Origin of the sequence: Bradyrhizobium sp. 139 (assembly GCF_023074175.1) — a bacterium.
In the GTDB taxonomy this organism is placed as follows: Bacteria; Pseudomonadota; Alphaproteobacteria; order Rhizobiales; family Xanthobacteraceae; genus Bradyrhizobium.
The window spans coordinates 1-13,018 of the sequence record NZ_JADPKS010000087.1 but is presented as its reverse complement, the minus strand read 5'-3'; the positions used below and the strand labels follow the sequence as shown (position 1 = coordinate 13,018).

At 57.6% G+C, this 13,018-nt stretch carries 9 protein-coding genes and 1 pseudogene; 5 read left to right on the top strand and 5 right to left on the bottom strand.

The window, feature by feature from the left end:
* Window positions 1-197: 197 nt before the first annotated feature.
* Window positions 198-323, bottom strand: coding sequence for a hypothetical protein (locus IVA80_RS38375; RefSeq protein ID WP_256467476.1), 126 nt, complete (start codon window positions 321-323; stop codon window positions 198-200).
* Between the two features lie 279 nt (window positions 324-602).
* Between IVA80_RS38375 and IVA80_RS20760 the strand changes: the two genes are divergently transcribed.
* Window positions 603-1,358, top strand: a complete 756-nt coding sequence (locus IVA80_RS20760; RefSeq protein WP_247434429.1) for a Crp/Fnr family transcriptional regulator — start codon at window positions 603-605, stop codon at window positions 1,356-1,358.
* Between the two features lie 258 nt (window positions 1,359-1,616).
* On the opposite strand, the gene IVA80_RS20755 is transcribed toward IVA80_RS20760, so the two are convergent.
* Complete coding sequence (locus tag IVA80_RS20755) at window positions 1,617-1,841, bottom strand: hypothetical protein (RefSeq protein ID WP_247434426.1); 225 nt, start codon at window positions 1,839-1,841, stop codon at window positions 1,617-1,619.
* Window positions 1,842-1,980: 139 nt separating this feature from the next.
* Window positions 1,981-2,232 carry a hypothetical protein gene (locus tag IVA80_RS20750; protein ID WP_247434507.1) on the bottom strand — a complete coding sequence of 84 codons (252 nt, stop codon included), beginning with the start codon at window positions 2,230-2,232 and terminating at the stop codon, window positions 1,981-1,983.
* A 1,847-nt stretch (window positions 2,233-4,079) separates the two neighbouring features.
* On the opposite strand from IVA80_RS20750, the gene IVA80_RS20745 reads away from it, so the two are divergent.
* The 3 genes from IVA80_RS20745 to IVA80_RS20735 all read left to right on the top strand — a co-directional run bounded on the left by IVA80_RS20745 (window position 4,080) and on the right by IVA80_RS20735 (window position 8,039).
* On the top strand, window positions 4,080-4,325 hold the full coding sequence (locus IVA80_RS20745; protein WP_247434423.1) for a helix-turn-helix domain-containing protein: 246 nt from the start codon (window positions 4,080-4,082) through the stop codon (window positions 4,323-4,325).
* Window positions 4,326-4,648: 323 nt separating this feature from the next.
* The gene (locus tag IVA80_RS20740) at window positions 4,649-6,589 is read left to right on the top strand and encodes an AAA family ATPase (protein ID WP_247434420.1); all 1,941 of its coding nucleotides are present in this window, start codon (window positions 4,649-4,651) and stop codon (window positions 6,587-6,589) included.
* Between the two features lie 1,303 nt (window positions 6,590-7,892).
* Window positions 7,893-8,039 carry a hypothetical protein gene (locus IVA80_RS20735; protein ID WP_247434417.1) on the top strand — a complete coding sequence of 49 codons (147 nt, stop codon included), beginning with the start codon at window positions 7,893-7,895 and terminating at the stop codon, window positions 8,037-8,039.
* Window positions 8,040-8,215: 176 nt separating this feature from the next.
* Here IVA80_RS20735 and IVA80_RS20730 read toward each other — a convergent pair.
* Window positions 8,216-8,734, bottom strand: a pseudogene (locus tag IVA80_RS20730) (transposase); the annotation flags it as partial.
* A gap of 1,161 nt (window positions 8,735-9,895) precedes the next feature.
* On the bottom strand, window positions 9,896-10,963 hold the full coding sequence (locus IVA80_RS20725) for a cytochrome-c peroxidase (RefSeq protein WP_276007591.1): 1,068 nt from the start codon (window positions 10,961-10,963) through the stop codon (window positions 9,896-9,898).
* A gap of 1,865 nt (window positions 10,964-12,828) precedes the next feature.
* Between IVA80_RS20725 and IVA80_RS20720 the strand changes: the two genes are divergently transcribed.
* Window positions 12,829-13,018 (top strand): transposase (locus tag IVA80_RS20720; protein ID WP_247434414.1); only part of this gene is annotated, 190 nt, incomplete at its 3' end.

Sequence of the window (13,018 nt, the reverse complement as noted above, 5' to 3'; positions counted from 1 at the left end):
GCTTCCGCAGGTCGGCTTTGGGTCAAAACGCGAAGAACTCAACCGGAGCAAATCTGGTCCGCCATGCCTCGCTGAGCGGACCTCAACGAGTTGCGCCGTTACTTCACTGATGGGCCATGTGCGGACGAAGCAAGTCGCGTGAAGAAGGCGACGGGCGCGGTCCACTGTTCCCGTCAGCGCGATATAGGCGTCGTGGATCAATCCAGCAAATACATTGAGGCGGCAAAGCGCTCGCCGGGACTGTCCTTGCTGCCGATCGTCAGATCAAGGGCAAGTGTTGTTTTGATCCCACTTTTCCTGGCGCATCGAATGGCTTCATTCAATTGCGGCGCGTCAATAAGAACAAGCTAATGACAGTCATAACAATAAATGCATTTGCCGCATGCCAGTTCTGCGCGACGCTAGCTTGCGTTTTTCAAGGCAACGCAAAGGATGTGACGCCTCGCAGTCGCGAGCGTTAGGAGCCTGATTGTTGCGAGAGAATGCGTCTGCAAGTGAATTGGATCCTGGTGCGCCTAGAGAAAGCAGATTTAAGAAAATGTTGAGGCCGCCGTTGGCGGCAGATTCCTCACAACTGGTCACCTACAGTGAAGGGTAACCCAGTGAAGGGTAACCGCCTTCTGGCAGCGCTGCCGCCAGCAGATTTCGGTCTGCTGGTGCCCGGCTTAGAGACGGTCGGGCTCGATCAGGACGCGGTCCTCTCGCGAGCGGGCGATCAGATCGAGCATGTGTTCTTCCCTCACAGCGGCGCCATCTCGCTGATGTTCGACATGGCGAACGGGCAGACGGTCGCCACCGCCGCAGTCGGGCGCGAGGGAGCAGTAGGGGTTCTTTCCGTGCTAGGGCCGTCACCTTCGGCCATTATCGCCGTCGTTCGTGCGGCGGGCACCGCCTCGCGGATCCCCGCATCGCGATTTCAAGCCGCGTTCAACCGGAGCCCCGCGATCCGGCACGCGATCCAGATGCACATGAGGGCGATGCTGACTCAGTTTCAGCTCGGCACGGCCTGCAATGCGCTGCATCCGGTCCAGGCCCGTATGGCACGCTGGCTGCTCCATCTTCGCGACCGCATCGACCATGACGTCCTCCCGCTCACCCATGAGGCGCTGTCGCAAATGCTCGGTGTGCGACGAACGACGATGACGCTCCTGATGCGCAATCTGCGCGCATCCGGAGCGATCAGATCTGAGCGACGAGGCCAGATCGAAATCGACCGATCGCAGCTCGCGGCGGCGGCGTGCGAATGCCACGATACCCTGCGCCTCGTGGTCGAGGAGATCTTCGCGATGACTACAGCTCGATCTCGCGTTTTGGTTGCGCGCGATGATGCAGTAGGTGAATCGGGCGATGCCATGTGAGCCGTTTCCGCGGCGCGGCCCAATGAAGCCGGCGGAAACGGTGCTGAAATCATAGCCGCTTCGCCCGAGAGGAATAGCTGGTCCTTCCGCCCCGATCAGGCTGGCGAGCGGCCCAAATGCGCTTGACCGGGGATTCCCCACCTAATGTCCGTTGAGGGTCAGAAAGCGCCATTTTGAGGCCCGGCCGATCACTTCCGTTCTGCCCTTACAAGCAGACGATTTCTGAGCCGCTTGCCTTTGTCTCTGGAGTGAGGACAATCATGTTGATGCCAATCTCGCTGAATGGCTACGCCCAAGCAGCTTCTCATCGCGAGTCGGCAATAACCCGCGTTCATAAGCAAGCTTGTAGGCGTATGCGGCCGTTAGTCCGTTGCTCACCGCAACTTCGGTTCCTTTGATGGGATCGCCTAGATAAGCATACAGGATTTGCTCCCGAATCTCTTTGGTGATCCTGTTGCGGCTATTCCATCTTCCGGTTGTCATTTGGCGCCTCCTTACGCGAAGCAATACACAGCATCGAACGAGTTGGAGCTAGTGGGCGGGAACTGCTGTTCGCCCTGCGCTCGCGATCAGCCCCCGGCATGAAGCAGCGAGCCTTCGGGTGACCATTTAGGTCGTATGGCTAGACCATCGTACGGCCAGCGCGGTTCGGTCCATCCACGACAGCGTCGTTCGGAACATCAACCCACTCGCCATCAATGCGCACGCGATAGTGACCATCCTTACTTTCCCAATCGACGTCATCAACGTGCTTCGCATCGCTGCCGTCGCAGCAGGGTCCTTTGCCACTATGCAAGCTTTCATACCAACCGTTCAACTCAGGGTGCTGATAATCGTGGGCGCGTGCGTGACCGATGGTAGAAATCGGCAGCATGACAGTGAGTACAACAAGCGCCGCATGCCAAAAGTGATCGTTCATCTCAGACGCAATCCCGGAATCTCTATGTGGTCGGGAGATTCATCTAGCCGGATCAGCATGCGAAGCTTTCTCAGCTCGTCGCTGGTAGTCGTCGGCAAGGGCCTTAAGCTGACCCGCAATCACGTGGTCAGTCATGGTTTGGGCAGCGCGGAGCAAAGTCCGCGCTGTCTCTAAATATGCCTTGCCTCGTTGTGACATCTGGACCGTCATAAGGCCCTCGCGCGGTTCTCTGGGAGCTGGTTGAAGGCGATTTGGAGCCAGCCTACCCAATTGCGGTCACTTTCCCTGCGAAGTCTAAAGCGATCGACGCACTTCTTGGAACAAAGAGGCGTTCGCCACGAGTAGTCCGGACGAGACCAAACTTGCCTTCACAAACAGCGCATCGCGCAGCACTGCCAGATTTAATGCTTTCGGAGCAGTTGAGCATTGTAGTCTCCTCTTGGCTTTATCGCAGCTGTTGGTCGCTCATCCTTTTTTCACTGTCGCACTTCATAAGCCTGCGTGCTTTCCCGACGCACGCAGCCTAGGACGATGGCGATCAGTAGCTCAATTGAACGTAGGTAATCGGCCGGCATCTAAAGGGTCACGGAACGATACGAAGGTTTAGGACGCTCGCCCTTAAGCCGACCACTTCCGCAACGGGTCATGAACGACAAAACTCAAAGTGAGCAAAATAAGTCTGCTTTCGGGTGGGATAGCGGACCAACCTCTACGAAGCGACATCGTTTGTTAAGGGAGCTGCGATCCAAGAGTGGCTCTCCTAGGTGGTCAACGCTCCTCATGCTTCGCGCAATGATCGCAGGGCCTCGGCTTTTGCCCTCTTCCCGCCGCTCGGCGCGTCCGATCCAGCCGCTCGGAAACCAGCTTCTCCAATCAGATCGGGCAAGCAGCCCCTAAGCCCGGTTCGATCTCAGCGTGCTCAAAGAGCCACGGCGATGTCCCGCCGTGCGAACGGCCGCGCAAGCTTCGCCTTCCGCATCGCAGCGGCAGTCTTTCGCAGCCAGAATCCCGTGACGTTTGGCGATCTCGTAGCTTTCGACCGTAGCTATTGAAGTAAGCGCCAAGTAGTGCAACGCAATCAACACAATATGGAGGAGGGAGTATCCTCCGACGTTTTCACGATGGCCGTCAAAGCCGGATGGTGCATTCGGAAGGCGGCAATTTTTCGAAGGCAATGCTCGCTTAGCTTAAATCAGTAGGTCAGTAGGTCTCGGCCGTGTCGCCCTGCACGGCGTCCGCACGACGTTCGCAACTCGGCAAAGAGTCCATTCCGATGGCGGGTAAGAAGGTGAGAAGCTGACCTGCTCACGAAAAGATTGGTGGATGACCGCAGTGTGTCGGCATGGCCAAAGGCCTGAGTAGTGATGCACTCGGAAGCAGGGGCACTCCGGTGTCGCAGGCGAACGTCAACGACGCGAAAGAGATGATTGTTTCTACAGCCACGCGCTGCACGGCCGTGCCAGTTGGGCATTGGTACCGTACTAGTTCGGCACCGGTACCGTACCAGTCCGGCACCGAAGCGGTGCCGTACCGCTGAGATACTAACTCGGCATCTTCGTCAATTCTCCGCCTCATTTTATCCACAACTGCTGAGTGCGCAGTTTTCGGCTCGTGACTCTTAATTTCCGAAACCAAAAACATATTTATGTTCAGTAACTTGTTGCGGGCGGTCGATAAAACCGCGGGACGGAAAGGCTAGTCGATAAACCCCAGGGTTGTATCTTCAGCTCGTGATGACGTTGCATTCGCTGGTGTTCTTTGATGTTCCTTCGAACCAGCGAGAGCGAAGAAAGTAACATCCGATGTCATCATGTTCGCCAGAAGCGATCAACGCAACCTTCGGCAGCAAGCGCCCGATCGTTGCGAGCGTGAACGAAACAATGATCGCCCTGAAGATCGGGCGCGCGAAAATCTACCAACTTCTTAATTCGGGGGAGCTGGAGAGTTACCGTGAGGGCGGTTCGCGCAAGATCCTGTGGCGCAGCATAGAAGCTTACGTAGAGCGCCGGCTCAAACAGGAAGCTGAACGCCGTGGTCGCGCTGCATAGTCACCCCACGCATCGCATGCTGGGTCTATGTGTTTCTCTCGGCCAAGCAGCTCTCACCAAAACGCCTTTCGGGCTGTCGACCAGCTCGAACGAGGTCGAATACAACTACATCACCGCCGCTCTTAGCGATCGGTAATCTATTCCTTCCATCGCGAATCTGAGCGCCTTTGACGCCGACTGCTTCCGCGTCAGTGTAACGATGCACCGCGAGGGGGGATCGTCGGCACGCAGGATCGGACTCCGCAGTCTCATGGGCTTCGTATGGTCCGTGGCGGCGAGACCGTCAAAAAAAAGCTCCTTCGCGCGGGATGCGGGGCGCCGCCATGACTCTTTCCCCGCAGCAGCTTGCCGCGGCTTTGGGCGGTGAGGTCTCGGGCAACGAGGTCTTGGCGCCTGGGCCTAATCACTCTCGTAAAGATCGCTCATTGTCGATTAAGCTGGATTCCACCGCGCCCGGCGGCATGTTGGTGCACAGTTTCGCCCACGACGACCCGCTGGTGTGCAAGGACTACGTTCGGGAACGCGCGGGCATGGCCCAGTGGGAGCCGATCAAGCCTAAGGCCGAGCATATCGCGCCAACCTGTGAGAGGGTTTCGGGACAAGTCGTTGCAAAACCTGAGGGCAAACCTGCGGCCTACACCTACCAGCAGGCAGATGGCTCCCCATATCTGCGCATCAATCGCACGGCGAACAAGCGCTTCTGGCAAGAGCAATGGACCGGCTCGACATGGATTAAGGGAGCCCCCAAGGGTCCAAAGGTCCTGTATCGGCTGCCCGAGATGCTCGCTGCCGACAATACTACGCGCATTCTGATCGTAGAGGGTGAAAAGGACGCGGATAACCTTGCGGCTCTTGGCTATGTCGCCACGACGAACTCGGGCGGTGCCGGCAAGTGGACAGCAGATCTCAACCACCACATGGCGGGCCGGGACGTCTACATCTTGCCGGACAACGATGAACCTGGCGCTCGCCATGCGAAGCAGGTTGCCGCCGGGCTCGCGGGCATCGCGCGATCCATCCGCATTGTCCACCTTCCTTTGAAGGGCGACGTTTCCGACTGGCTTGGTGCCGGCGGTACTGCCGAGCAGCTTGCGGATATTCTAAGGATCGCGCCCGAAATTGCGCCGAACGAACCCGCGCCAAGCCCAATTACGGCTAAACCTTACGCGTGGACCGAGCCAGAGACCATACCAGAAAGGCAGTGGCTGTACGATCGCAGGTTGCTGCGCAAATTCCTCACGGCGACGGTTGCGCCCGGCGGGGTCGGCAAAACCAACCTTGAGATCGCCGAAACCCTGTCAATGGTATCGGGCAAGAGCCTGCTAGGCGCAAAGCCCGCCGGTTTGCTTCGTGTGTGGTTGTGGAATCTTGAGGATCCCCATGAGGAGATTGTCCGCCGCATTCAAGCAACGGCCCGCCACTATGGCTTGACGCCGCAGGACGTAGGCGACCGGCTGTATGTGAACTGCGGGCGAGAGCAGCCGCTTGTGATTGCTGAAACCCAGAGGAATGGTGCGGTTATCTGCCGGCCGGTGGTTGATGCTTTGGTCGACCAGATCAGGCTGTGGAAAATCGACGTCCTTATTGTCGACCCGTATGTGTCGAGCCATCGAGTTGCTGAAAACGATAACGGCGCCCAGGAAATGGTTGCCAAGGAATGGGGCCGCGTTGCGGATGCTGGAAATTGCGCGGTTGAGTTGGTGGCCCATACTCGAAAGGGAGAACACGAGGTCACGACCGAATCGACACGCGGCGGAAAGGCCCTAACCGATGCCTGCCGAACCGTACGCGTCGTCAACCGGATGACCAAGGATGAAGCGGAGCGCGCTGGCGTTGAGAATCCGCGGCTCTATTTCCGAACGATCAACGACAAGGCCAACCTTACCCCACCTGCTGATAAATCGGACTGGTTTCGGCTCGAAAGTGTGGACCTGAACAACGGTCCTCATAGGAGTACCGGCGATAGCGTTGGCGTGGTTGCGGCCTGGGAATGGCCGGACAATCTGGCCGGGATCACTGGCGCTGACTTCGAGAAGGTTGCGCAGGCAATCAGGGCCGGCAAGTGGCGAGAGAGCATTCAAGCCAAGGACTGGGCCGGCAAGGCCGTGGCGGAGGCGCTGGGGCTCGATCTTGAGGTCAAGGCGGAGAAGGCAAAGGTCGGTGGAATGATTAAGGCATGGCTGGTGGCCGGCTCGCTCGTTGTGGTCCAGGGCGTGGACGAAAAACGAAACCCCCGGAAGTTCATCGAAGTGAAGGAGACCTGATTTTGCCCCACCTTATTTTTCCTCAGGAGCGTGCCACGCCCCACTCCCCACCCTTAGGAAAAGGGTGGTGGTGGGGCGGTTCAATGCCTCACTTGCCGAACCATTGCCTCACTTGAGGTGTGGCAGGTGAGGGCGGTTGCTTCCCTGGTACCCGGCCGTATGCCGAGTTATTGCCTGCCGGAAGACCGCTGGGTCACCCTGTAAAAGTGTGAAACACTTGGCGGGACAGTGGGACGGTGTGTCGGACAGACGAGCGCAGCGAACGACCAAAGCGGGCCGACGGCAACGCATTGGTAGATCTGTTGCCTTTATCCCCTAGAGGTGGAGGTTCTCAACCGGTTCCCACCAGTCCCTGCCTGCCACTTTGCCCGCCGGCTCACTCACCACGGCGACGCACCTAGTGAGCGCGGATGGGATGCGGCTCGATTGCTCGCCTGGCTTTTTCCTGGGTAGCTCCGTCGGTCCGCAATGGGTAAATGTCGAACGACATGCCACTTTATATCGAGATGGTCACTTCGGAGCCGCAGCATGTCTGCATTTGGACGAACCTCCGCCGGAATCCAGATTGTCATCCCCGGATGCGAACGGCGCACACGACCGAGGTCCACGACCCGGGTTGATGAAATCGGTCAGGGCCCTTCACTTTTGTAAGCTGCCGACTTTGCGAAGAAACTGGACACTCGCGCGGATGCACCGTTGCGGCCGAGCAAAGGATAAAAGGCATTGGCGAAAAGTGGCTTGTTCGGCTCCTAGGTGCCGAGCATCAACATTGCGAACGCCGCACATCTTGTCGAACTCGCATTCGACCTTGGCCTTGAATTCGGGTTCGATTTGATAAATCTCGGTTAGTTCTGAGAATGCCCAGCGCTCCTCCTCGCAAGGAACTTCATCAACGGGACGGGAGCGCCGTCGGGGGGAGTGAGTGGGACGTACTCGTTTCCGACTGTATGAGCTAAAATACGCATTCCGTCGGACCAGCCCAACAATTCGATCATCGTCCTTTGATCGTGCCGGTCGCGCTCTTGCCAACCTACCTGCGATTTAACCGACACTTGGTCGACTGATCCCGATTCACGTGCCCAAGCCTACCTAAGTATTGTCACTTCATACCTGCGCGCGATGGCGCCGACCAAGTGCTTGGTGTTACCGATACATCCAGAGTGAAAAGCAACGGAACCGGCCTGCGAGCCGGCAGTTGCGGGACAAGGCCGGCGGCGTAGTGCCCGCCGGCCCTTCTCCCGATCCAGCGGCGCTTTGCCGCTCACCTGATGCTTACTGCCATGGTTGGTGCAGGGAGTACACCATGAGAAACATCGCCGATCTCCTGATGCGGTTCTGGCAGGGAAGCCAGCCCGCGGCCAATACTCAGGTTGCGGCTATGGCCGAAAACCGAGATCGATCCAGCATGGCTGATTTTGTCCGGATCCTGCAGGCCTACGATCACGCCTAGTAGGGCAAGAGTTAGGGGCGACCGCGTCCGTCCATCATACGGGCGTCCGAGCAAACCAAAGCCAAGTCCTGAGACCGACCGCGTCCAGGTTTTGTATCTCCCACGTCCGTTCAGGGTCTTGGTCGTGTAAAAACGCCTTCCCCGGGAGGGTGGTGAGAAGCCAGGACGGTTTGGTCTCAGGCCGCGATCGCGGCCATCAACGGCTTGGTCCCGACGATGTTCATGGCCCGTGTCAGGTTATAGGCCAGGACCGAAAGAGCCATCTCGGCGGCTACTTTTGGAAGTGTTTTGGTGAGGAAGTGTGTCGCTCCCATGCGGGCCTTCATGGTGCCGAACGGATGCTCGACCGTCTCGCGACGCACGCGCATCGCTTGTGCGTTTGCATCAAGGCGCTGCTGCACGGCTTCGAGCAGATGCTCATGCTCCCATCGTGGAATCCGTCGCTCCGGCCCTGTCGTGCATTGCGATTTGAGTGAACATTTTTGACAGGCTGTGGTCCAGTAGCGCTTTATCCGCTTGCCATCTTCCTCGTTCGTAAAGCGATACGGCAGTTGCTCCCCAGCCGGACAGCGATAGGCGTCTTCCTCCGGCAAATAGGCAAAGTCCTGCTTGCCGAAGCGGCCGTCTGACTTGGCACCCGACGTCTGCGGCTTGGGCAGAGTTACGGTGATGCCGGCCTCGTGGCACGCGAGGATCGACAAACACGTCGATCACGCGAACAGGGTTGCTCTCGTCAATGAAATCATCGAGGCATTCGGGTAATAGCGTCCGTTGCCCACGATCCGCCTGCTTAACGAAGCGCCTCATCAGCTTCCCCCGCAGAATCACGAGGGAATCATAGCAAAGCAGCGGCGTTTTCACACAGCCAGGGTCATTTTCGGAAGTCGCAGCTGACTCAACTCACTTCCGGTTCACTCTGGACAAAGGACATCGCGCGGCCGCTCGGCGGGGCCGCGTCGCGTGCAAAACGTGACAAAAGCCGATATCGCCGGAACGACAGTCTCGGGCCTTATCACTCAGGTCTTGCGCGCGAACTCACTTCGGCGAAATCGGGGTGCGGCGTGATGCGGGACGTGCCGCTGAACGCTGCAAAACAGCCAAGGGCCTGACTGCGCTCATTGTCAGTCTGAAAGCCGAGAGCGCCGCAACGAAGGCTCGTCTAGTCTCTAAGCGCTCACCTGTTCGGCGCATGAACGGCTAAAGCCGAACTGAGCACAAAGTCGGCGCTTGATTGCGGCGAACGAATTTTCTTGCATCGGAGAGGGCAGGATTGTTTCGAGCGCTATGGAAACTCGTGGCCGTGTAAGTGGCTCGGGGCGAGCATGCGCCAGCTGGGCAGTAGTCGCGGTCCGATGAAGTATTCCGCCGATGCCGCCTCGGGACGGAGCCAATCATTGCTTTACGACTCCAATGCCTCCGTGATGTCGAAACCTTCGAGCGCGCTCTCGCTGGCGGAGGGGACAGCTGCCGGTTTGCACTGCGTCTGGGATTTGGGCGCAAGACCGTTCTCTGCTCCAACCTTGCGAGGACCGTAAAGAGCCAGCTCGCTTGATCATTGCTAATGAAGGCTTGCTCTCCATATCGTTCAACCTTGCGAGAGATGCTTTGTAAAAATCCCAATTCCCGAACACTGCTGACCCTGCCATCGTAGAGGGCTTTGGCAATGCGCTGGCCTAGTTGTTTACGGACCCGTACGTACGGTGTGTGGGAGGGGGAAGCCGTGAGGCTTCCTCCTACCCGATTGCCTGGTTATGAATGACAGCACGGATCATTCATTTTGACGTCATTGCGGGACGCCGGGTTCTTGCGTCGCATCTGTTATTATTCGGCAAGACATGAGGCCGGTGCTGTTAATCCTATCTGTCTATCGAAGGCTTTGGCGTCGTGTTCGTACGGGTGGGTAGTATCGGATACTCGATCTTAGGTAGCCGCCCGGTAAGCGAATTCAGAAACGCGACAATGTCGTTTTCTTCTCCATCGCTAAGCTTGGCGCCGAGCTGGATTTCACTCATCAGGGCAACAGCCTGCTTCAGGCTCCAAACCTGGCCCGAATGGAAGTAAGGGGCTCGCAAAGCGACGTTCCGCAACGGCGCCGCGCGGAAGACATATTCGTCGCCGACCGCCTTGGTGACCGCGAATCGACCCTTATCGGCTTGCGGAAGCAGGGTTGCGTCCGGCTTCTTCATCACGCCGAACTGGAAGTAGGCCTGTCCACCGACATTGATTCCATTGTGGCAAGAGGAGCATCCCTTCTCCATAAACAGCGCCAACCCTGACTTCTGCTGATCATCGAGAGCATGTGTATTGCCCTCCAAATACTGATCGAACGGGGCCGCAGGTGTAATTAGAGTCGCTTCAAAAGCCTCGATTGCCTTCGCAAAGTTTTCAAAGCTGACCGGTCTCGCTTCGTTCGGGAAAGCATTTTTGAACAAGACGACATAGCTGGCCATTGAGTTCAAGGTGTCGAGCACATGATCCGGAGTCGCATTCATTTCGGCACTCGCCTGCACCGGGCCAGTTGCTTGCGCCTTAAGGTCCGCGGCGCGTCCGTCCCAGAATTGCGCCGCATTGAACACCGCGTTGTAGACGGTTGGGGCCCGACGTAGGCCGACCTTCCAGCCGTGACCGACTGAGGTCGGACCGGCATCGACTCCGCCGCCGCCGAGATTGTGGCACGTATTGCAGCTAATGATCTCGCTTGCCGATAGCCGCGGATCGAAGAACAGAATCTTGCCAAGCTCGACCTTTTCATGCGTGACTGGATTGTCCTTTACCGCAGGAATGACTGATGGGATCGGATGGAAGATCTGTCTGGCGGTTCTCATCAGATCATCGTCCGCGCTAGCTCCTGACGACATCAGCAGCCCAATCGCCAAAACAGATACTTCAGCCACAAGCCGAAGCTCACGGATCGATTTGTTCATACACCCGCCTCATCAGTTCTGATTGATAATCAAGGAAACAGTCGAAAGCGATGCCACACCCTGTTCCCTCAACGGGCCGGCGCAGCATGCACCGGATCCTGTGAAGCGAGGCTGCATCAAATGTTCGATTTCGAGGTGCTCGCTGCCGGCGTTCGCCCACGAGGCTTTAAGCCGTTATTTGATTCGCGAGTTCGCTTTGAGCTTGGATCACGACCTTGGTAGATCAGACTAGCGCCTCAACCTTCGGCATGATGGCCGATTGACAACAACAAGCGTGCCGAAAAAGGATAATCTGTCCGGTGGCCGCATCGGTTCTCCATTAAGCGATTGGGTGGCCAATACGCTCCAGCGAAGTTGATCGTATCCGTCTTGCACCGCTGGTCGCGCTCAGCGCTCACGGTGCGGCTGGACAATAGCAACCCCCATGCCAGTTGCATCTGACATGCAAGCTGCTGATTTAGTTACAGAACGAGTCCGGGCTACCGAACAACGTCGGATGTCTTGGTTTGATACATACATACAGTGTCACAGATGCGACAAGCGCCAGTCCCGGCTAGACATCATCGCACAGAAAGTTTTGTGATGAGATCCAATTGCCAGCTTGCCGGCCACACGTGGGACGGCGGTAAAAAGATCTACGCTGGCCTACGGCGAGCGGTGCGCATCGCTCACGATTTCGCCTCGCCCTGCCGACTGAAGGCTCTCCGACCTCATATTCGGGCCGGCTCTTTGCGCGCCGCCGCCGAAATCCCGCTCGTTTGTAACAGACAAGCTCCGAAGCCTGAACATTGCTTGTCTTGAATCCCACCTGGGGTTCGCTGGCATGGCAATTGCCGATCTCAAATCTGTTACCCAGAGTTTGACGGTACGGCCGTCCGATTTACTCGGATACTCCCATTCGACACCAGCTTAAGTGCCGGCCTGACACCTGATCGGGCCGCGTGTTGGTTGGGATAAGATAACCATTTCGACCCACTCACGGCCGAGTGGCAGCTTTTGAAATCCTGCGCGCTGATGGCAAAAATCGCTGAACTTCTGCAGAAGCAACGGTCACTTCGTGCTCTTGCGTTGAAAGACTTCGGTACAAGAGGACATGCTGGGAGGAGATCGTTACATCATGCCCGCAGATGGCCAGGTCGTGAGATCTCATCGGCGTCTTACCGAGGGAAGGACGTGATTGACCAGTTGTCCATGGCTCGTTCAAGTTAGATATGGTGTCCGTGATGGCTTCGATTGACGATCCCTTGAGTGAGATCAGATACGTGCGGAATGAAATTTGGCGCTGTCGAAGAAGGCTTAAAAGCGAGCTAAGTGATCTCGAGCGTAAGGTTCTCGAAGATCGCCTGCTTGAGCGGCAATCTGCCTTTGAACGGCTCCTAGCGACCACGTTTCCTTTTACATTGACACTGTGAAGCAAAATTCGGGACCTGTGCCGCGGGTCATTGGCGCGGAGAATGGCGTCCGCTCATAGAACGCATGCGCCTGCGTCAGGAACGTAGCGCTCCGTCGCCGCGGGCCGCCGCGCCCGTCATGGCCGCCGCCGAGCTGAAATGCGTCGGTCCTCAGCCTTGGTTCACCGATGTGCTGGCCCGCGGCGCACCGTGAGCGCCGATAATGGAACCGTTCGGGCCGCCCATCCAGGACCACCGCTGGGGGGACACCGATTGCGCCGTTTGTGCGAAACCGCGGTCACCATGAGTAGCTTTCATCCGACAGAGCAATCGAAGAAGCTTGAATCGGCCGTAGCGTCAGATTGTACAGAGCAGGCGAACGATACTCCAGACTAGAGCCTGTCCTCAATTAGAGGATTCCCAAGCAGATTATCGCGTGATTCATAGGCAGTCAGCTGATTCGGAGCTGACAAGATGCGCCGCTACGCCCTTCGGGACGATCAATGGGACAGGATCAAGGATATTTTGCCGGGACGTGAGGGGCATGTGGGGGTAACTGCCAAGGACAATCGGCTGTTTGTAGAAGCGGTGATCTACCGTTATCGGGCCGGCATCCCTTGGCGGGACTTGCCCGAACGCTTTGGCGACCCGATCAAGATCCATA

Bases quoted from the DNA above. Each gene is read 5' to 3' on its own strand.
- IVA80_RS20755 (WP_247434426.1), bottom strand. From the start codon at position 1,841: ATGACAACCGGAAGATGGAATAGCCGCAACAGGATCACCAAAGAGATT.
- IVA80_RS20750 (WP_247434507.1), bottom strand. From the start codon at position 2,232: ATGCTGCCGATTTCTACCATCGGTCACGCACGCGCCCACGATTATCAG.
- IVA80_RS20745 (WP_247434423.1), top strand. From the start codon at position 4,080: ATGTCATCATGTTCGCCAGAAGCGATCAACGCAACCTTCGGCAGCAAG.
- IVA80_RS20740 (WP_247434420.1), top strand. From the start codon at position 4,649: ATGACTCTTTCCCCGCAGCAGCTTGCCGCGGCTTTGGGCGGTGAGGTC.
- IVA80_RS20735 (WP_247434417.1), top strand. From the start codon at position 7,893: ATGAGAAACATCGCCGATCTCCTGATGCGGTTCTGGCAGGGAAGCCAG.
- IVA80_RS20725 (WP_276007591.1), bottom strand. From the start codon at position 10,963: ATGAACAAATCGATCCGTGAGCTTCGGCTTGTGGCTGAAGTATCTGTT.